Genomic DNA, 18556 nt, shown 5'->3' on the forward strand with positions numbered 1-18556 from the left:
AGTCTGCCCCGGACCGCTGACAACGCGCCGCGCGGATCGGCTCAGGCGGCCAGTGCGGGCAGTGCGGCCAGTGCGGGCAGCGGGTGCCAGTCGGCCGGGACCTGACGCATCAGCAGGGCGCAGTCCAGCTCCGCGCTGCCGGGCGGGAAGCGGTCCGGGGCGTCGAAGTAGCTGGAGGCGGCCGTGCGGACGGCGGCGGCCCCGATCTGCCAGCGGTCGGTGTGCAGCTCCATGCCGTCGAGGCCGCCGGCGCCGTCCGGCGACCAGCCCTTGGCGCCCTGCCGGAAGAACCGGGACGCCTCGGCGAGGTCGGCGAAGAGCGCGCTGCCGCGCAGCTCCCCGACCGGTTCGACGGTGACGTCCACCCGGAGGTCCCCGTCCCGGGTGGCCAGCGCGACCCGGATCTCCCGCTCGTCCTCCCGCACCTCGAAGTCGGCCCGGCCGTGCGCGCCGGGGAAGAGCCGGCCGCCGGCCCAGGCGTTCAGCGCGGAGCCGGTGTCCCGGCGCGGGATGTACACCCCGGTCTGCACGCCGTCCGGGCCGTCCCACTCGACCGCGAAGCGGTGGGCGGCGTTCTCGCTGCGCAGCCCGAGCGCCCGGGGCAGGCCGAGCGGGCGGACCTCGCCGAGCCGGAGCAGGCAGATCCCGGCGACGGCGTGGCCGTTCACCAGCTGCGGGCGGAGCGGGGCGGGCAGCAGCGCGGCGGCGACCTCCGGGGCGACCCGGTAGTTGACCAGCAGGCGGCGCTCGATGGTGCTGGCCAGGCGGGGCGCTCTCATGACGTCTCCTCAGGGGTGGCGGGGCCGCGCCACTTGGTGTGGCGGAGCACGATCTGCTCGGGGCAGACGGCGCTGAGGAAGCGGCCGACGCAGGTGGCCAGCCGCTCCTCGACGAGCGAGTAGAGGATCCGGTTGCCGTCCCGCCGTTCGGTGACCAGCCCGGCGCCCTTGAGGATGCCGAGGTGGCGCGAGATGGACGGCCCGCTGATGGCGAACCGGCCGGCGATCTCGCCCGCCGCCAGCTCGCCGCCGCGCAGGTCCTCCAGGATCTGACGCCGGGTCGGGTCGGCGAGGGCGCGGAAGACGCCGGCCTCGTCCTGCTCTTCTGTCATGGTTAGATATTTAGCACTGGAGCTAAATACCTGACAAGGCGCGGCCGTCCGCACTGCCCCATCCTGGGGTCGTGATCGCGTTCAACCTGAGCAGTGCGTTCATCGCCCTCTTCGCCGTGGTGGGCCCGCCCAAGGTGCTGCTCACCTTCGCCCAGCTGGCGCGCACCAGGACCCACCGGGAGCTGGTGCGGCTGACCCTGGTGGCCACCGCGATGGCGGCGGTGGTCGGGGCCGCGATGGCCTACTCGGCGGACTTCCTGACCGGCTTCTTCCACGTGGACGACTGGTCGATCCAGCTGGCCGGCGGGGTGATCTTCTCGATCTACGCCGTCGCCCTGGTGCTCGGGGTGCACCTCGGCGGCGGGGACGACGGGGAGCACCTGGAGAACCAACTCGCGGAGGGCATCCGGGAGTTGCTCCTGCCGTACATCGCCAGCCCGCTGGGCATGACGGCGGTGCTGGTCAGCTCGCTGGAGGAGGACAGCTGGGGCTGGCACTCCACCATCGCGGGCGCCTACCTGGCGGTGGTGGCGATCAACTGCGTCTGCGTCCTCGCCCTCTCCAAGCCGCTCCGGCGGGCCCACCGGACCTCGCTGGAGGTGCTCTCCCGGCTGCTCGGGCTGCTGCTCGCGGCGGTCGGGGTGGAGCTGTTCGTCACCGGCCTGGAGAACCTCCGGCAGATGTACTGACGCCCGGTCAGGGCACCTGCACCGGGCGCCAGGGCACCGGACTGGAGAGCACCATCGAGCTGGACGGCTGCCCGTAGGCACCCAGACGGTCGATCAGCTTCTCGAACTCGGCCATCCCGGCCACCGCCACCAGCAGCGCGCAGCACGCCCCGCCGGTCACCCGGTGCAGCTGGAGCACCTCGGGCCATTCGGCCACCGTCGGATCGCGCAGCACGCAGCGCGGCCCGTAGCACTGGATCTGCACCAGGGCGGTGACCTTCAGCCCGGCCCGGTCCGGGTCGACGTGGGCGTGGTAGCCGCTGATCACCCCGTCGGCCTCCAGTCGCCGGACGCGTTCGGCGACGGCCGGCGAGGAGAGGTTCACCCGGCGGGAGAGCTCGTTGTAGGAGAGCCTGGCATCGGCCTGCAGTTCGGCCAGCAGCAGGCGGTCGACGGCGTCCACGGGTGCTCCTTGTCGTTCGGCAGGCCGGAGCGGCCCAAGACCTTCCGATCGGAAGGCAGCAGGCCGGATCCGGGATCCGTCGCCCATTCAATCCGGTGGTACGGCCACCGCACAATGGGGGCCGTCCGACGGCGGGCACGCAGCAGCAGGAGGAGCCATGGCGGCAGAGCAACAGGTCAGCGTCCCGAAACTCGCCTTCGGCACCGCCGAGGAGCCCGAGCACGGCACCCCCTACGCCCAGTACGCCCGGCTGGACGTGCTGCACAGCCTCCAGCACCCGCGCAGCAAGGTGGACGCCGAGCTGTCGTTCATCATCACCACCCAGGTGATGGAGCTGCTCTTCGACCTGCTGCGGCACGAGTGGACCACCGCGCAGCACGCGCTGCGCGAGGACGACCTGACGGCGGCCCACGCGGCCCTCAAGCGCGGCCACCACGTCCAGGACGTGCTGGTGAACTCCTGGGACCTGCTGGCCACCATGACGCCGATGGAGTTCGGCGCCTTCCGCCCGGTGCTCGGCGAGGCCAGCGGCTTCCAGTCCTCGGCCTTCCTCCGGCTGGAGTTCATGATCGGCAACAAGAGCTCCCGGCTGCTGGCGATGTACCGGACGGTGCCCTCGGTGCACGCCGAGCTGACCGCCGCGCTGCACGCGCCCAGCCTCTACGACGAGGCGCTGGCCCTGCTCGGCCGGCGCGGGCTGGCCGTCGAGGTGGAGCCCGTCCCGGAGCGCCACCAGGAGAGCGAGCAGGTCACCGCCGCCTGGCAGCAGGTCTACACCGACCCGGCGCTGGCCGATCTGGCCCGGCTCGGCGAGGCGCTGCTGGACACCGCCGAGCGGGTCACCCGCTGGCGGCAGCGGCACTACTCCTCGGTCAAGCGCGCGATGGGCGCCAAGCCGGGCACCGGTGGCTCCAGCGGCCTGACCTGGCTCAAGCTGGCCGCCGACCAGGACGTCTTCCCGGAGCTGTGGAACGTGAGGAACACCCTGTGAGCACCACCTCGCCGAGCACCCCCCTGACCACCCGGGCGCAGTGCGCCGCGCTGGACGCCGCCGACCCGCTGGCCGCCTTCCGCTCCGAGTTCGTGCTCCCCGAGGGCGTGATCTACCTGGACGGGAACTCGCTCGGCGTGCTGCCCGCCCGCACCTCGGGCCGGGTCCGCGAGCTGGTCGAGGTGGAGTGGGGCGAGCGGCTGATCCGCAGTTGGAACGAGGCGGGCTGGTTCGAGCAGCCGCACCGCCTGGGGGCCAGGGTGGCGCCGATGGTCGGGGCCGCGCCGGGCCAGGTGGTGGTCTGCGACACCACCTCGGTCAACCTCTTCAAGGTGCTGGCCGCCGCGCTCCGGCTGCGCCCCGGCCGCTCCACCGTGCTGGCCGAGCGGGCCGCCTTCCCGACCGACCTCTACATCGCCGAGGGCGTCACCTCACTGGCCGGCGGCGGCGCGCACACCGTGCTGCTGGACTCGGCGGAGCAGCTGGACGGGGCGCTCGGCCCGGACACCGCCGTGGTGGTGCTCTCCCAGGTGGACTACCGCACCGGCGAGCTGCTGGACATGGCCGCGATCACCCGCCGGGTGCAGGCGGCCGGCGCCCTGATGGTCTGGGACGTCTGCCACGCGGTCGGCGCGCTGCCGATCGAACTCGACGCCTGCGGCGTGGACTTCGCGGTCGGCTGCACCTACAAGTACCTGAACGGCGGCCCCGGCTCGCCCGCCTTCCTGTACGTGGCGGAGCGTCATCTGGCCGAGGCGGAGCAGCCGTTGAGCGGCTGGTTCGGCCACGCGCGGCCGTTCGACTTCACCCCCGGGTACGAGCCGGTGGCGGGCATCGGCCGCTTCCTGACCAGCTCGCCGTCCCTGCTCGGACAGGCCGCGCTGGGCGCCTCGCTGGACGTCTGGGAGAAGGCCGATCTGGCGGCGGTGCGGGCCAAGAGCCTGGCGCTGACCGACCTGTTCATCGAACTGGTCGGTCCGCTGGCCGAGTTCGGGGTCGAGGTGGTCACCCCGCGCGCGCACGCCCGGCGCGGCAGCCAGGTCGCGCTGCGGCACCCGGACGGCTACCCGGTGGTGCAGGCGCTGATCGAGCGCGGGGTGATCGGTGACTTCCGGGCACCGGACCTGATGCGCTTCGGCTTCACCCCGCTCTACCTCTCGTACGTCGAGGTCTGGGACGCGGCGCGGCAGCTGACCAAGGTGCTGGAGAGCGGCGAGTGGCGGGCCGAGCGCTTCTCCCGGCGCGGCGCGGTCACCTGAGCGGCGGACGGGGGCGGTCGGCCACCGTGACGATCCTCTCGGCGATCCGGCGGACCACCAGCTCGTAGGAGGGGCGGTCCAGCGCGCGCAGGCCCTGGTCGGCGTAGCGAGCCCCGAGGGCGCGGTCCCGGTACTCGAACCGGCGGGCCAGGGTCGGGAGTTGCCGATGGTCCAACGGATCCCAGAACACCGGGACGGTGGCCGTCACGGCGGACCGATGGGCCCCGAAGGCGGACCACTCCCGACTGGCCCGGGGGTTGCGGAAGCAGCCGTGCCCGTACAGCGGGACGAAGACCTCGCAGTGCCGCACCGCGTCCGGCTGCCCGGCCACCCCCGCCAGGTCGGAGAGCTGCCAGACCTCCTCGCAGAGGTCCTCGAAGAACCGGTCGGCCCGCGGATCGGGCTCCACGTCCCGGGCCAGGTAGAAGTGCCGGCGCCCGGTCGCCGGGTTCCGGAGGAAGACCAGCTCCTGCTGACTGCCCAGGAGTTCGGAGCCGTCGTCGGCCCGGGCAGCCGCCTCGGCGAGCAGTTCGCCGAGGGTCAGCTCGGGCGGGCCGCCGGGCCATCCGAACCGGAACACCTCGTTGCAGAGCGAGGCCAGCGAGCGGGCGCCCGGCGGCCGGTCGAACCAGACCTGGGCCGAGACCCCGGTGTCCCGCTCGGCCAGCACCAAGGTCCGGGCCGGGCTCTTCACCAGGGCCCGGGCGGCCAGTTCGGCCCCCGGGTCGAAGCCGGGCGGGGCGGCCAGCAGCACCAGCAGGGTGTCCTCCGCGCTGCGGGCCGCCGTCCGCAGCGCGGCCCGGAACGCCGCCGGGTCGTCGCCCGACCAGACCTGCCCGCGCGGCAGGCCCACCAGGTCACGGTCGGTCAGGTGAGCCGCCAGCTGGCCGACCTCCTCGACCTCCTCGGAGTACAGCACCGCCCACGACCGGGCCGGGTCGATCCGGGCCGCCTGCCGTGGCACCTCCACCCCGACGATGCCCAGCGCCGCCGGGCTGACCAGGGCGAACGGCCTCCGCTCGGCGGTCAGCGGGGCCCCCTCGGTGTCGGTAGCCGCGATGGCGGCGATCTCGTCCGGCACCCGTCCGGCCCGGGCCGCCACCTCCTCGCCGACCCGCACCAGCAGACCGACCGCCTGGTGGGTGACCGAACGCGGCAGCGTGTGCACCAGCAACTCCCGCACCCCGGGCCGGAAATCGAAGCGCTCGGGGTGGCCGGGGCGCTCCACCAGCAGGCCGCTCACCACCAGCTCGGCCAGCTGCTGCGGCCGGGGGCGGGGGATCGCGGCCCGTTGCAGCAGCCGCAGGACCGGCAGGGCCGGGGTGGTCAGCGCGGCCAGCCCGGCCAGGGTGTACGCCTCGCGGGAGGCGGTGGCCCGGAAGCGGCGCACCGCCTCGGCCGGCGTCAGCTCCCCCGGCTCCGGCCCGGCCCGGTGCGGCGCGGTCGGTGCGCCGCCCAGCCGGACGGCCGCGCCGACCACCTCGACGCCGCCCGGACTCCCGACCAGCTGCGCCCAGTTGGCCAGCCAGGCCGGATCCGCCTCCAGCACCGGGAGCACCGGACCGGCCGGTCGGCGCGGCCCGCCCGCACCGCAGTCGGACGGCTCCGGGGGCTCCAGCGGGGCGAAGCCGTAGGCCGCGTTGGTGGCGCCCGCCTCGGGGGCGGTGAGCAGGCCGGCGGTGGCCGGGACGGCCGTCAGTGGCCAGAGCCGCTCCGGCAGCGGCTGGAGCAGGGCCACCGGCCCGAGCCGGGCCAGCACCGTCAGGGTGCGGTGCCAGCGCTCGCCCGCCCGGCCCGGCCGCCACTGCGGGCCCATCGCGTCGCTGAGCACCAGCGTGGCGGTGCGCGGACCGGGCTGATGCCCCGTCAGGGTGCCGTCCGGGGCCAGCCAGGCCCGGGTCACCTGGCGGAAGGCGCCGGTCTGCCGCAGCAGCGTGCGCAGCTCCCTGGCCAGCGGGCGCCAGAGCGCCATGGTCGGGCCGGTGTCCAGCACCAGCCGCAGGGACAGCCAGCGCTCGCTGCCGGGCCGCAGCACCGGGAGCCACTGCACCGGACCCGGTCCGCGCAGGGCCTCGGCCAGCCGGTCGGCGGTGGCGCTCTCGTCCAGCACCGTCCGGCGCGGGTCCGGGACCTGACGCTTCAACGGCCGCAGCGCCCGCTGCACGTCCAGCGGCCGGGCCAGCATCGGGGCGCTCGGCGCCGCGACGGTGCCGCCGCCGGGCAGCCCGCCGGACGGCTCGGCGGCCGGCAGGTGCAGCGCCAGCAGCGCCGCGCCGGGGCCCGGCTCCGGCCGGACCGCGTCGGCCCGCTCGGGCAGCGCCTCGACGGACGGCTCGGCCTCCTTGCCGGGCAGGACGGTCCGGCCGCTGACCGGTGCCGAGCGGGCCGCCAGCCAGAGCAGCTCGGCCAGTTCCACCGGATCGGCCCCCGCCCGCCCCAGCCCGGCCAGCACCTCCGCCAGGCGGTCCACCTGCCCGCCCCCGGGCCCGACCCGCTCGGGCCCCGCTTCGCCCGCGTCCCGTGCCACCACCGCCTCCCGTGCCCCGCCCGCCTCGGACGCCCGGTCCGCCCGGTGTCCGGCGGACAACCGCTCCCCGGCGGCAGGACCCTCGGACGGCGGGCGGTCGGCCGGGGGGAGGGTGCCGGGCCCGGACGGGCCGTCCTCCCCGGCCCGATCTGACGCACCGTCCGGCCCGTCCGCACCATCCGCCCTGCCCGCCCCGTCCGTCCCGGGCCCGTCCGGAGCCATCGCAGGGGTCCGGTCCGGCCCCGCACCGGCAGCCTCCGCCGGCTCACCGCCCGCACCCGCCTCACGCGCGCCGGCCGGCCGGGCCGCGCGGCCGTCCCGCCGATCGGCTCCCGGCTCTCCGTCGTCGGCCCCCCGCACGGGGTCCGGTCCCGGGGGCTCAGAGGTCATCGTCGTCCCGGCCTCTGCTCAGGTAGGGCATCACCCGGGCGGCCAGCGCGGCCCGGTCGGCCCGGTCGGCGAGCTCGGGGCGGGTGGTGAGGTAGATCGCGTTCAGCAGCTGATCGGTCGCCAACTCCCCCTCCCCGCGCCGTTCCAGGAAGACCTGGAGGATCTCGGCGGTCAGCGCGTGGTCCGCCTCCGGCAGGTGGGAGCGGACGATCTCGGCGAGTTCGCTGCCCTCCGGCCGCCGCAGCTCCAGCACCACGCACCGGCGCAGGAAGGCGGCCGGGAACTCCCGCTCCGCGTTGCTGGTGAGCACCGTGAACGGGAAGGCCCGGCACCGCACCCGCCCGCCGGTCACCGGAGCGCGCCCGTACCCGTCGGCGGTGAGCACCTGGGCGACCGGCTGCTGCGGCGCGGCCCGGACCAGCTCGTCGATCTCGTACTGACCGTCCTCCAGCACGTGCAGCAGGTCGTTGGGCAGGTCGAGGTCGCCCTTGTCGATCTCGTCGATCAGCAGCACCCGGGGCCGCCGGTACGGCAGCAGCGCGGTGCCCAGCGGCCCGAGCCGCAGGTGCTCGTCCAGGCCCGCGCCGGTGGCCTCCGGCCCGGCCTGGTTGGCGGCGTAGAGCCGGGAGAGCGGGTCGTACTGGTAGAGGCCGTCGCGCAGGGTGGCCCGGCTGGTGATGTTCCAGCGCAGCACCGGCCCGAGGCCCAACTCCCGTGCCACTGCGTACGGGAGGCTGGACTTGCCGCTGCCGGGCGGGCCGGTGACCAGCAGCGGGCGGCGCAGGTGGAGCGCGGCGTTGACCAGCTCCACCGTCTCCGGGGTCGGCCGGAAGGTGGCGGCGCGGTGGCCGGCGGTGGCGGCCGAGGGGTCGGCCTCCGGGGCGGGGGTGTCCAGCGGCGGGCCGCCGTCGAAGGCCCGCCAGGGCGGTGGGGCGGGCAGGGCGGCGAGACCGTCGTGAGGCTGCTCGGCACCCCGGTAGATCCGCTGCAACGGCATGGCACTCTCCTCGCGGCTGGCCCCGCCGTACGGGCGGGAGGTGACGGTCGGTCGGGTCGGGGACGGCTTCAGTCCGGGGCCGGCGGATCGGTCGGCGGGAGCGGGTACGGCCGGTGCGGGCTGGGCAGCAGTGACGGGTCCTCCCAGAGCAGCACCAGTCCGGCCGCCCAGTGCCCTTCCGGATCGCCGCCCTCCTCCGCCTGGTGTCGCAACTGCTTTATCCGCTCCGGTAGTTCGGACGGCGGGGTGCCGGCCAGCTCGACTGCCAGTCTGGCAGTGAAGGCCCTCCCCCGGCACGTGCGACCCGGCTGGTGCCGCTCGCCACAGGTCCACTCCGGCCAGATCACGGCGTGCACCCCCGAGCCCAGCGCGGCGTCCAGCAGCGGGGCGTAGCGGCGGGCCTTCGGCGAGCCGGGCAGCACCGGGAGCTGGGGCCGCTCGACCGGGCGGAGCAGGTGGTAGAGGGCACGGGCCTCGCCGGGCTCGGCACAGTCCAACGGGTGGACCAGGGTGCGGCGTTCGTCCCGGCGCAGGGCCCAGTTCAGCTCCAGGGCTCGGCGGTCGGCGGCCGAGTCGCGGCGCTGGCGGTCGACCACCACCACCGGGTGGTCGGCCCCGAGCGGACCGAAGGAGTGCTTGCCGGCCCAGGCGTGCACCGGCACGGTGAGCAGCTTGCGGGGCAGCACGAAGACCACCAGCTCGGTGCCGTCGGACTCCAGCCCGCCGAGCTGCCGGTCGATCTCCCGGAGCACCTCGGCCTGTAGCTCGCCCCCGCCCAGGGTGCGCGGCACGGCCGGCCCCGGCTCGCCGTCGCGCACCGTCCGGACCGCCACCGTGTACCGGCCGCGCCCGGCCCCGCTGTGGCCGATCTCCACCAGGATCGGCCGCCAGCGCCGGGCCGCGGCCGCCGTCCGGCCCGGGTGGCCGAGCCGGATGCCGCCGTCGGCCACCCGGAGCAGCCGGCTCCGGCGGTCCCGGTCGGCCGGGGTGCGCTCCACGGTGCCCTCGGCCAGCAGCGCGGCGAACTCGCGCACCGGGTGACGGCCGGTCAGCGGCCCGGTCACCTCGGAGAGCAGGTACCAGCAGGTCTCCCAGAGGGTGCCCGGCCTGGTCGGCGGGTCCAGCAGGCCCTGGGCGGCGGTGGCGGTGCGGTACAGCTCCAGCGGATCGGCCGGCTCGGGCCCGGCGGCGGCGCCGGTGGCCAGCACCAGCTCGCGCAACTCCCGTACCTGGTCGGCGGGGAGGGCGGCGCCGGGGATCAGGTCGGCCAGCTCGGGCACGTAGCGGGCCAGCGCACCGGCCGGGAGCATCTGGCCGATCCGCAGTGCGGGCGGGGTGCGGCCGTCCGGCCCCGGCGGCAGCGGCCGGCCGACGGTGTCCTGAGCCGCCGTCACGATGCCGACCAGCTCTCCGGTGCCGGAGTCGACCACCGGACCGCCGCTGAAGCCGGGCGAGAGCGGCATGCCCTGGCCGTCGTGCTCCAGCTGCACCAGCTCGCCGCCGATCAGCAGCCCGGCCCGGGTCGGCCGGATCTCGCTGCTGCGCCCGGCGTCGTGCCCGAACGGGAAGCCGTGCGCGGTCAGCCCCGGGTAGGGCGGGCGGTCCCAGTGGTGCAGCGGGGCGAACGGGGCCGGCCGGGCCACCCGGTCGGGCACCGGCCCGGGCAGCTCCAGCAGCGCGACGTCCCCCGTCCCGTCCCGTCCGTGCCGCCCGCTCGGCCAGGGCCCCCGGAGCAGCACGGTGGCGGCCAGCGCCGGATGGTCCGGCCGGTGGGCCAGCCGGACGGTGACGGCGGCGTGCCCGTGCACCACGTGGGCACAGGTCAGCACCAGGCGGTCGGTGACCAGCACCCCGGCGCCGACCGTGGGCGCCGGGCCGCCGGTGTCGATCCGGGCCAGCCAGTACGGGTACGCCATCGCGAGGATTCGGGTCCGGGGTCCTGGGCTCGCCGGGCCGCTCAGGCCGAACGGCCCGGCGCCCAGCTCAGCCTGACGGTCAGATGGGCCTCGGCGGCGGTCCTGGCGATCAGCGCCCCGGCCTCGGCGGTGAGCTTCACGCCGAACTCCAGCTCCACCTCGTCGGGCGCCAGGCTGCCGCCCCGGAAGACCGCGAGGGCCGACTCGGCGGCCGACCGCACTCCCGTGAGCGCCTGCTCGAAGGTCTCCCCGGCCCGCTCCACGGCCTGCGCCGCACCCCGGCCGACCGGCTGCATGCCGTACGGATCGGCGCCGGCCACCGCACCGGCCGCCTGCTCGACCCGCACCACCGCGCCCTCGGCCGTCACGAACTCCGCGTACTGCGCCAAGACTTCCCCTCCCGGGCACAGGTCCGGCCTCCCCCGGACTTCCGGCGAGCCGAACGCCCCGCGATCGTCGCACAGCACGGGCTGTCATGCACCGGATTCCGCCCGGTCGGGATCGGACCGGTAGGCGAACGACTTCCGTCATTCTCCGTACATGACGTGTCATCAGACCGTAGGGTCATCATCATGGACATCGGACCTTTGGAGCCGAGCAAGGCTCAACTCCTGGTCGGACTCGTCGCGTTCTTCCTGATCCTCGTCACGCTCGGACGGGTGCTGCTGCCCCGTGCCGAGCGGGTGCTGGCCGAGCGCTACGAGGCCACGGAAGGGAAGCTGGAGCACGCCGACGCCCTGCGGGCCGAGGCGGAGCAGGTGTACGCGGAGTACCGGCAGGTGATCACCGAGGCCCACCACGAAGCCGCCCGGCTGCGGCAGCAGGCGTCCGAGGAGGGCGCCGCCGCCGTTGCAGCAGCCAGGGCCGAGGGACAGCGCGAGCGAGAACGGCTGGTCGCGGCCGCCCACGCGTCCATCGCCATGGACGCGGACCTGGCCGCGCTGGAGCTGCGCGTCCACGTGGGCGTGCTGGCGATCGACCTGGCCGGCCGGGTGGTCGGCGAGCAGTTGGAGGGCTTCTCCGACCGGGCCGGCGTGGTGGAGCGGTTCTTCGCGGAACCGCGCTGACGCCTGCCCCCTGACGGAATGACGGTGCCCCGGACCCATGTGGGTCCGGGGCACCGTCATGCGTGACGGGATCAGCCGTGGCGTCCGCGGCGACGACGGGACAGCCAGTACGTCAACCCGCCGCTGCCCAGCAGGGCCCCGGCACCCAGTGCCGCCGGGAAGGCGAAGTCGTCACCGGTGCCCGGGAGTTCGCCACCACCGTTCCCACCGCCACCGGTCGGGCCGACCGGACCGGTCGGCACGCCCCCGGAGTCCGTCGGGCCGGGGGTGGTCGGCGCCGGCGTCGATCCGGAAGGGCTCGGGGTCGGCGTCGGGGTCGCCGAGCTCTCGGAGGGGCTCGGGGTCGGGGTCGGTGTGGGTGTGGGGGTCGGCGTCGGGGTGGGAGTCGGCGTCGGGGTCGGCGTGGGAGTCGGCGTCGGCGTCGGCGTCGGCGTGGGAGTCGGCGTCGGCGTCGGCGTCGGGGTCGGCGTCGGCGTCGGCGTAGGTGTCGGCGTCGGCGTCGGCGTCGGCGTCGGCGTGGGAGTCGGCGTCGGGGTCGGCGTCGGCGTCGGCGTGGGAGTCGGCGTCGGCGTCGGTGTCGGCGTCGGCGTGGGAGTCGGCGTCGGTGTCGGCGTCGGCGTCGGCGTGGGAGTCGGCGTCGTGCACTCCGGCATGTCGCCGTCGAACGGGTAGTTGTGGATCTCGCTACCGCTGCCGCCCTGCTGCACCAGGTTGCCCGCGACGTAGACCCGCCCGTTGTAGCCCGGGACCTCCAGCGTCGTGGTGCCCCCCTTGTTCGCACTCATCAGTGAGCCCTGGAACTGCGCGCCGCCCTTGATGGTCGCGGTGGTGGCGTTCGGGAAGTTCCACAACAGGTTCGGACGCAGCTCGGTGAACGGGTCGCCCGCGAGGCCCGTGCCGGTGTTCGTGTTGATCACCGGGTCGGTGCTCAGCATGTTGATGATCACCGTGGCCCCGGCCGGGATGCCGGTGATGATGAAGTCGACCGCGCTGGTGAGTGAGCCCAGGTTGCCCGTCACGTTGAAGATCTGACGGGCACTCGTCCCGTCGCCGGTGAAGGTGATCTGGTTGCCGTCGACGGTCACCGTGCCGGTGGCGACCTGCTCGGCCGCACAGCTGGAGAGCTGGTTCAGCTGGTCCGGGATGCCGGCGTACTGGTCGCCGGCCGCGTCGTCCTGGACCGCCTGGCCGTCCGGCACCACGTTGACCGTGCCGGTCAGGGTGCCGCCGTAACGGAGGTCGCCGTAGGCGAGGGCACCGAAGGTGTCGGTGGTGCCACCGACCTCGACGGTGTTGTTGGGAGCCACCGTGACGTTCCCGCCGACGGTCACGAAGTCGGTCCCGTCGGAGGGCACCACCCGCGAGCCGACGCCGGCCACCGCCATGTTGAACAGACCGCCGCCGTCCTTGTTCACCGAGAGGTCCCCGAGCGTGACGACCTTGCCCTCGGCCTCGGCCGCCCGGCCGCGCACGGCGTAGTCGCCGCCGACGAAGACGTTGATGGTGTCGTCCCGGCCGACCACGTTGCCGTTGTTCGGCGGCGGCCAGACCGAGGGGCAGTTGGGCCCGCTGCACGGACCGAGCGGCGGTGCGAGCGGCGCGGCGGAGACGAAGACGCTCACCATCGCCACCGGCACCAGGGCCGCCGCAGCGGCCAGGCCGAGCCTGCGCGCCATCGGCCTGCGGACGCTCCGCTCCTGACGTTCGGTCACTCGCACGCGGTTCCCCTCGGGTCGCTCGGGCCACCGGCCGGCGGCATGACCGAGCCATTGAACGTCCGGCCGTCCGGGCGGCAGGAGGTGCCACGCCGGAACTCGGAAAATTTGGTCATAAAGTGATCAAAACGGGCATCCACTCAGCCTGCCACCCCTCCCGGCAGGACTGCGCCACCCGGGTGTTAGCGTGCAGGTGCTTCCCGCCCGTACGCCGTTTCCGGAGGACCCGTCACCATGGCCAAGCTGCTGCTGAGCCTGCACGTCCTGGCCGCAGTGCTGTTCATCGGACCGGTGGCGGTGACGGTGAGCATGTTCCCCCGCCGGGCGAAGGCCGCGCTGGCGGGCGGCGACGACCGGGTGCAGGCCGAGGCGTCGGTGCGGCTGCTGCACCGGATCACCCAGGTGTACGCGATGCTCGGGCTGGCGGTGCCGCTGCTCGGGATCTTCACGGCCCAGGTGATGGGCGTGATGGGGGACGTCTGGCTGATCACCTCGATGGTCCTCACCGGGCTGGCGGCGGCACTGATGCTGCTCTTCGTGGTGCCGGGCCAGCAGGCCACCGTCGACGCCCTCGACAAGCCGGAGGACCCGGCCGAGCGGGACCGCGCGGTGAAGGGCCTGCGCCTGCTCCCGATGACGGCCGGCGTCTTCAACCTGCTCTGGGCCGTCGTCACGGTCCTGATGGTCGTCCGCCCGGGCTCCACCACCGGCGCCTGACCTCCGTGCCGCGCGCAGCGCGCGTTCGGTTCTGACCGTTCAGCAGCGGGTTCCACATCTGCGTGTTCGCGTTCCGCTCGATCACGGTACCTCTCTGGGCAGTATCCGTGACCGGAGGGAGCGCAAGGCATGAAGGAGTGTTCGATACCCGAGGTGGCCGCTTCGGTGCAGGCGGTCGGTGAGTTCCTGACGGAGCGCCAGTCGGCCCGGCCCTGGCCGGGAAGGACGATGGCCGAGGCACTGGACGCCCTGGCCTGGGTGGCGGAGCCCGCCACCGCGCTGCTGCGGGAGCGCCTCGGTGTGCTCCGCCCCAGAGCCGGCTGGCTGGACGGGGAGTACGCGGCCGGGGTGCCGGGGACGGGCGAGTGGTGGTGCTGCGACACCGTCGACGGGGCCGCGCAGTACCTGAACGCGCTGCCGCACTGGGCCGTGACCGCCACCCTGCTCAGGGACGGCGAGCCGGTGCTCGCGGTGGTGCACGCCCCGCTCCAGCGCGCCACCTACACCGCCGAACTCGGCGGCGGCGCCCGGTTGAACGGCCGCCCGATCGCCCCGCCCGAACGGGACCCGGACACCTGTGTGATCGGCACCGGCCAACCGCCGACGGCCGGCCCGGCGGAGCTGCGCCGGGCCGGGGATTCGCTGGCCGCCGTCGCGGCCCGGGTGCTGGCGGTGCGCAACCTCGGCCCGGCCGCGCTCCAGCTGGCTCAGGTCGGTTCGGGCCAGCTGAACGGCTTCTGGGAGTACGGCGCCGACCCGGTCACGCTGCTGCCCGGTGCACTGATCGCCCGTGAGGCAGGTGCGCTGGTGACCGACGCCGAGGGCAGGCGGTGGACCCCGGCGGCGGACACCCTGCTGGCGGCCCACCCCCGGCTGCACCCCGGCCTGCTGGACGCGCTCGCCCTGACCGGCCAGCTCGCGCACGACTAGGAGGGGGTGGCGCCGGGGGCGCGGGCCCGGCGCCACCCGTCCGTCCGCTTCGGCCGCTCCGAACCGGGGCAGGCAACCTCCTGCACCCACGCTCCGCGGAGCAGGTGGCAGTCGTCGCGAGGGGGTCCCGCCCCCAGGGGGATGGCGCCACCGTCCGCCCGACCGGGGGCTCGGAGTCCGCCTTCGACGGCGGCCGGGGCTCGTCCGCGCCGCTCGCCCGGTTCACCGGGGCCGGCCGGAGATGCTGACGGCCGGTCACGGCCCTCTGGTCGCCGAGCACTCAGACGTCCGGAACGGCGACCGGTACCGGCACGACAGCGAGGACGGCGCCGGGCGTCGCGACGGCTGGGACCTGCTGACCGTCCCGGTCGACGGGAGCACCCACCTGCGCCTCGCCCCCGACGCCTTCGCCGACCCGGGCCGCGTCGATCGCCTCCACCTCGGCCGGCACTCGCTGGAGTGGGGCCCCCGCCTCGCCGTCAGGTGGCACCCGTCGCGCGGGGCGGTGCGGATGCTCCGCTCCTGGCCCGTCATCCACCCGGCGGGGCGGCACCCCGGGCGCGCCACCCCGCCTGAAGTCCCGTCAGCGCTCCGCACCCCGCCGGCCGGGGGTGTCGGCGGCCGGCAGGCCGAACAGCCGGGCGCCGTTGTCGTGGCAGACCGCCCGGAGCCAGTCCTCGCCCAGCCCGAGGTCCGCGAGGGCACGGAGCTGGGCGAGGTACGGGTAGGGGATGTTGGGGTAGTCGCTGCCGAGCAGCACCCGGTCCCCCAGGGCCGCCAGCCGGGGCAGCAGGTCCCTGGGGAACGGCGCGAGTTCCTCGCTGAACGCGGTGAACGCCATGGTGGTGTCCAGGCGGACCTCGCGGTGGCGCTCGGCCAGCTCCAGGAACTCCCGGTACTCCGGCAGGCCCAGGTGGGCGACCACCAGCCGCAGGGCGGGGTGGCGGGCCAGCACGGCGGCGATCGGACCGGGGCCGGTGTGCTTGCCGGGCGAGGGGCCGGAGCCGCAGTGCGTCACCACCGGTACGCCGGCCTCGGCCAGTTGACCCCAGACGGCGTCCAGCAGCGGGTCGGTCGGGTCGTAGTCACCCACCTGCACGTGGCACTTGAAGACCCGGGCCCCGTCGGCCAGCGCCTTCGCCACGTAACCGGCGGCCTCCGGCTCGGGGTAGCAGGTGGCGGTGTGCAGGCAGTCCGGGGTGCGGGCGGCGAAGTCGGCCGACCAGGAGTTCAGCCAGGCGGCCATCCCCGGCTTGTGCGGGTAGAGCATCGAGGTGAACGCCCGCACCCCGAACTCCCGCAGCCGGAGCACCCGTTGCTCCTCCGCCTCGCGGTAGGTGATCGGCCAGGGCCGCCCGGTCAGCGGCCCGACCTGGTCGAAGTACGCCCACACCTTGGCCAGCGCTCGCTCCGGCATGAAGTGCGTGTGCACGTCCACCAGCCCCGGCAGGCCCAACTCCTGCCAGAACGACCGGACTTCCGCCGCCTCGCTCACGCCGGCCGGGCCTCGGCCCGGGCCAGCACGGCGGCGGTGTCCACCCCGGTCGGCAGGGTGCCGAAGGCGCCACCGTGCTCGCCGCCCAGCCGGGAGGCGCAGAACGCGTCGGCCACCGCCGGATCGCCGTAGCGGACCAGCAGCGAGCCCTGGAAGGCCAGCGCGATCGACTCCACCAACCGCCGGGTGCGGTACTCGAGTTCGGCGCTCTCACCGAGCTGCTTGCGCAGCCCGGCCACCGCCGCGTCCAGCCGCCGGTCCGCCCCGGCCGCCGCGTCCAGCTCACCGAGCAGCGCCTCCACCGTCTCCGGGCGGCGGGCCATCGCCCGCAGCGCGTCCAGCGCGGCGACATTCCCCGAGCCCTCCCAGATCGATACCAGCGGGGCCTCCCGGTAGAGCCGGGGCATGCCGGACTCCTCCGCGTAGCCGTTGCCGCCGAAGCACTCCAGCGCCTCGGCCGCGTGCATCGGGCCGCGCTTGCAGACCCAGTACTTCGCCGCCGCCAACCCCAACCGCCGGACCAGCGACTCCTGTTGGTCACCGGCCAGGGCCCGGTCGGTGGCCTCGGCCAGCCGCAGCGCCACGGCGGTGGCGGCCTCGGACTCCACCACCAGGTCGGCCAGCACGTTGCGCATCAGCGGCTGGTCGACCAGCGCGGCGCCGAAGGCCCGGCGGTGGGTGGTGTGGTGCAGCGCCCGGACGGTGCCGAGCCGGATGCCGGAGGCGGCGCCCAGCGTGCAGTCCAGCCGGGTCATGTTGACCATCTCGATGATGGTCGGCACGCCCCGGCCCTCCTCGCCGACCAGCCAGCCGACCGCACCGTCGTACTCCAGCTCGGCGGAGGCGTTGGAGCGGTTGCCCAGCTTGTCCTTGAGCCGCTGGATCCGCAGCCGGTTCCGCTCGCCGTCCGGCAGCACCCGGGGCAGCACGAAGCAGCTCAGCCCGCCCGGCGCCTGGGCCAGGGTCAGGAAGAGGTCGGACATCGGGGCCGAGGTGAACCACTTGTGGCCGGTGATCCGGTAGGTGCCGTCGGCCTGCGGCACGGCGGTGGTGGTGTTGCTGCGGACGTCCGAGCCGCCCTGCTTCTCGGTCATCGACATGCCGGCGATCAGGCCGCGCTTGCCGTGCGGCTCGCGCAGCCCGAAGTCGTAGGAGCGGGCGGCGAGCAGGGGTTCGTAGGCCTCGGCCAGGGACGGGGTGGCGCGCAGGGCGGGGACCGAGGCGTAGGTCATCGAGATCGGGCAGGTGTGCCCGGCCTCGACCTGGCTCCAGACGTAGAACTTCGCGGCCCGGGCGGTGTGCGCACCGGGGCGGTCGTCCCGCCAGGGGGCGGCGTGCAGGCCGTGCTCCACCGCGACGGTCATCAGCTCGTGCCAGGCCGGGTGGAACTCCACCTCGTCGATCCGGTGGCCGAAGCGGTCGTGGGTGCGCAGCACCGGCTCGTGCTCGTTGGCCAACCGGCCCCACTCGGCGGCCCGTTCGGTGCCGGCCAGCCGGCCGAGCGCGTGCAGCTCCTGCTCGGCCCAGCCGGCCCCGGCCCGGTGCAGGGCGGCCAGCAGGGTCGGATCGGCGGCCACGTCGTGGCCGTACAGGTCAGGGGCCTGGTTGGTGACCTCGTGCGTGTCAGGCATCGTGCTGCCCCCCAAGGGCGCGTCGGGTGAAGGAGGTGAGGGCGGGGATCACGTCGTCCCGCCCCAGGCCCGCGGCGAGCGGGCCGACCAGTGCCTCGCCGACCGCTCCGACCAGCGCGGCGGCGGTCAGCTCGGCGTCCTGGTCCGGCAGTCGGCCGTCGGCGACGGCCGGGGCTATCTGAGCGGCCATCAGATCGCGGAACGCCCGGCGGAACACCAGCCGCTCGGCGTCCACCACCTGGTCGGCCGGCTCGGCCAGCAGCGCGTACGCCAGCCGGGGCGCGGCCAGCGCCCGGGCGGCGAAGGTCTCCACCACGGCGGCCACCAGCCGGTGCGGCCCGGCCCCGTCGGCAGCCGCCTTGGCCACCGCCGTCTCCACGGCGGCCACCTCACCGGTCACCACCGTGCGGAACAGCTCGACCGCCAGCTCGGCCTTCCCGGCGAAGTGCCGGTACATCGACCCGGTCGCGATCCCGGCCCGCTCCGCCACCGCCGCCATCGAGCAGCCCGCGTACCCGCGCTCGCCCAGCAGCTCAACGGCCGCTGCCAGCACCGTCACCCGCTGGGCGTCGAGGCGGGCTTGGACGGCGGGGGTGCGTCGGTAGGCCATGGCAAGGATTGAAGCACCGATTCAGTTCTTCGAGAAGGGCTCCTGCCGGACGGCCCGCGAGCACACCGG

General features: G+C 75.0%; 18 protein-coding genes. 6 read left to right on the plus strand and 12 right to left on the minus strand.

The features are described from left to right. Positions 1 to 41: 41 nt before the first annotated feature. Positions 42 to 779, minus strand: a complete 738-nt coding sequence (locus ACIRBX_RS12505) for a DUF2071 domain-containing protein (RefSeq protein WP_402295937.1) — start codon at positions 777 to 779, stop codon at positions 42 to 44. Next, a complete protein-coding gene (locus ACIRBX_RS12510) occupies positions 776 to 1111 on the minus strand; it encodes a metalloregulator ArsR/SmtB family transcription factor (RefSeq protein WP_402295939.1) in 336 nt (111 codons plus the stop codon). The genes ACIRBX_RS12505 and ACIRBX_RS12510 overlap by 4 nt, the downstream gene beginning before the upstream one ends. Positions 1112 to 1182: 71 nt before the next feature. Here ACIRBX_RS12510 and ACIRBX_RS12515 point away from each other — a divergent pair, with 71 nt between their 5' ends. Continuing rightward, positions 1183 to 1800 (plus strand): MarC family protein, encoded by a 618-nt coding sequence (locus ACIRBX_RS12515; protein ID WP_402295941.1) that lies wholly within the window; start codon positions 1183 to 1185, stop codon positions 1798 to 1800. Positions 1801 to 1807: 7 nt separating this feature from the next. Here ACIRBX_RS12515 and ACIRBX_RS12520 read toward each other — a convergent pair whose 3' ends face one another. Continuing rightward, the gene (locus ACIRBX_RS12520) at positions 1808 to 2242 is read right to left on the minus strand and encodes an Lrp/AsnC family transcriptional regulator (protein ID WP_402295943.1); all 435 of its coding nucleotides are present in this window, start codon (positions 2240 to 2242) and stop codon (positions 1808 to 1810) included. Between the two features lie 157 nt (positions 2243 to 2399). Here ACIRBX_RS12520 and ACIRBX_RS12525 point away from each other — a divergent pair, with 157 nt between their 5' ends. Next, complete coding sequence (locus tag ACIRBX_RS12525; protein ID WP_402295944.1) at positions 2400 to 3233, plus strand: tryptophan 2,3-dioxygenase; 834 nt, start codon at positions 2400 to 2402, stop codon at positions 3231 to 3233. After that, positions 3230 to 4492: a kynureninase gene (gene kynU / locus ACIRBX_RS12530; RefSeq protein ID WP_402295946.1), complete on the plus strand. Its 1263-nt coding sequence runs from the start codon at positions 3230 to 3232 to the stop codon at positions 4490 to 4492. Before ACIRBX_RS12525 ends, kynU begins: the two co-directional genes overlap by 4 nt. On the opposite strand, the gene ACIRBX_RS12535 is transcribed toward kynU, so the two are convergent. The 4 genes from ACIRBX_RS12535 to ACIRBX_RS12550 form a co-directional block, all read right to left on the minus strand. Beyond that, on the minus strand, positions 4485 to 7019 hold the full coding sequence (locus tag ACIRBX_RS12535; protein ID WP_402295947.1) for an SAV_2336 N-terminal domain-related protein: 2535 nt from the start codon (positions 7017 to 7019) through the stop codon (positions 4485 to 4487). The two genes, kynU and ACIRBX_RS12535, sit on opposite strands and share 8 nt — an antisense overlap. 379 nt (positions 7020 to 7398) lie before the next feature. Continuing rightward, positions 7399 to 8406 carry an AAA family ATPase gene (locus ACIRBX_RS12540; protein ID WP_402295949.1) on the minus strand — a complete coding sequence of 336 codons (1008 nt, stop codon included), beginning with the start codon at positions 8404 to 8406 and terminating at the stop codon, positions 7399 to 7401. Between the two features lie 68 nt (positions 8407 to 8474). Next, positions 8475 to 10322, minus strand: a complete 1848-nt coding sequence (locus ACIRBX_RS12545) for a trypsin-like peptidase domain-containing protein (RefSeq protein WP_402295950.1) — start codon at positions 10320 to 10322, stop codon at positions 8475 to 8477. A gap of 41 nt (positions 10323 to 10363) precedes the next feature. Further along, on the minus strand, positions 10364 to 10711 hold the full coding sequence (locus tag ACIRBX_RS12550; protein WP_402295952.1) for a CU044_2847 family protein: 348 nt from the start codon (positions 10709 to 10711) through the stop codon (positions 10364 to 10366). A gap of 183 nt (positions 10712 to 10894) precedes the next feature. Here ACIRBX_RS12550 and ACIRBX_RS12555 point away from each other — a divergent pair, with 183 nt between their 5' ends. After that, a complete protein-coding gene (locus ACIRBX_RS12555; RefSeq protein ID WP_402295953.1) occupies positions 10895 to 11389 on the plus strand; it encodes a hypothetical protein in 495 nt (164 codons plus the stop codon). 71 nt (positions 11390 to 11460) lie between these two features. On the opposite strand, the gene ACIRBX_RS12560 is transcribed toward ACIRBX_RS12555, so the two are convergent. Further along, entirely contained in the window at positions 11461 to 13101 is a 1641-nt protein-coding gene (locus ACIRBX_RS12560; RefSeq protein ID WP_402295954.1) for a choice-of-anchor A family protein, read from the minus strand. A gap of 237 nt (positions 13102 to 13338) precedes the next feature. Between ACIRBX_RS12560 and ACIRBX_RS12565 the strand changes: the two genes are divergently transcribed. Together ACIRBX_RS12565 and ACIRBX_RS12570 are read left to right on the plus strand one after the other, a co-directional pair. Continuing rightward, positions 13339 to 13821 carry a DUF2269 family protein gene (locus tag ACIRBX_RS12565; protein ID WP_402295956.1) on the plus strand — a complete coding sequence of 161 codons (483 nt, stop codon included), beginning with the start codon at positions 13339 to 13341 and terminating at the stop codon, positions 13819 to 13821. 129 nt (positions 13822 to 13950) lie between these two features. Then, entirely contained in the window at positions 13951 to 14751 is an 801-nt protein-coding gene (locus ACIRBX_RS12570) for an inositol monophosphatase family protein (RefSeq protein ID WP_402295959.1), read from the plus strand. 280 nt (positions 14752 to 15031) lie between these two features. On the opposite strand, the gene ACIRBX_RS12575 is transcribed toward ACIRBX_RS12570, so the two are convergent. The 4 genes from ACIRBX_RS12575 to ACIRBX_RS12590 form a co-directional block, all read right to left on the minus strand. Next, complete coding sequence (locus ACIRBX_RS12575) at positions 15032 to 15202, minus strand: hypothetical protein (RefSeq protein WP_402295961.1); 171 nt, start codon at positions 15200 to 15202, stop codon at positions 15032 to 15034. Positions 15203 to 15334: 132 nt separating this feature from the next. Beyond that, positions 15335 to 16246, minus strand: coding sequence for an amidohydrolase family protein (locus ACIRBX_RS12580; RefSeq protein ID WP_402295962.1), 912 nt, complete (start codon positions 16244 to 16246; stop codon positions 15335 to 15337). Continuing rightward, a complete protein-coding gene (locus ACIRBX_RS12585; RefSeq protein ID WP_402295964.1) occupies positions 16243 to 17877 on the minus strand; it encodes an acyl-CoA dehydrogenase family protein in 1635 nt (544 codons plus the stop codon). Before ACIRBX_RS12585 ends, ACIRBX_RS12580 begins: the two co-directional genes overlap by 4 nt. Next, the gene (locus ACIRBX_RS12590) at positions 17870 to 18487 is read right to left on the minus strand and encodes a TetR/AcrR family transcriptional regulator (protein ID WP_402295966.1); all 618 of its coding nucleotides are present in this window, start codon (positions 18485 to 18487) and stop codon (positions 17870 to 17872) included. Before ACIRBX_RS12590 ends, ACIRBX_RS12585 begins: the two co-directional genes overlap by 8 nt. Positions 18488 to 18556 lie beyond the last annotated feature (69 nt).

The sequence above is a fragment of the Kitasatospora sp. NPDC096147 genome, assembly GCF_044763225.1.
GTDB lineage: Bacteria > Actinomycetota > Actinomycetes > Streptomycetales > Streptomycetaceae > Kitasatospora.

Bases quoted from the DNA above. Each gene is read 5' to 3' on its own strand.
- ACIRBX_RS12505 (WP_402295937.1), bottom strand. From the start codon at position 779: ATGAGAGCGCCCCGCCTGGCCAGCACCATCGAGCGCCGCCTGCTGGTC.
- ACIRBX_RS12510 (WP_402295939.1), bottom strand. From the start codon at position 1,111: ATGACAGAAGAGCAGGACGAGGCCGGCGTCTTCCGCGCCCTCGCCGAC.
- ACIRBX_RS12525 (WP_402295944.1), top strand. From the start codon at position 2,400: ATGGCGGCAGAGCAACAGGTCAGCGTCCCGAAACTCGCCTTCGGCACC.
- ACIRBX_RS12540 (WP_402295949.1), bottom strand. From the start codon at position 8,406: ATGCCGTTGCAGCGGATCTACCGGGGTGCCGAGCAGCCTCACGACGGT.
- ACIRBX_RS12545 (WP_402295950.1), bottom strand. From the start codon at position 10,322: ATGGCGTACCCGTACTGGCTGGCCCGGATCGACACCGGCGGCCCGGCG.
- ACIRBX_RS12555 (WP_402295953.1), top strand. From the start codon at position 10,895: ATGGACATCGGACCTTTGGAGCCGAGCAAGGCTCAACTCCTGGTCGGA.
- ACIRBX_RS12565 (WP_402295956.1), top strand. From the start codon at position 13,339: ATGGCCAAGCTGCTGCTGAGCCTGCACGTCCTGGCCGCAGTGCTGTTC.
- ACIRBX_RS12570 (WP_402295959.1), top strand. From the start codon at position 13,951: ATGAAGGAGTGTTCGATACCCGAGGTGGCCGCTTCGGTGCAGGCGGTC.
- ACIRBX_RS12585 (WP_402295964.1), bottom strand. From the start codon at position 17,877: ATGCCTGACACGCACGAGGTCACCAACCAGGCCCCTGACCTGTACGGC.
- ACIRBX_RS12590 (WP_402295966.1), bottom strand. From the start codon at position 18,487: ATGGCCTACCGACGCACCCCCGCCGTCCAAGCCCGCCTCGACGCCCAG.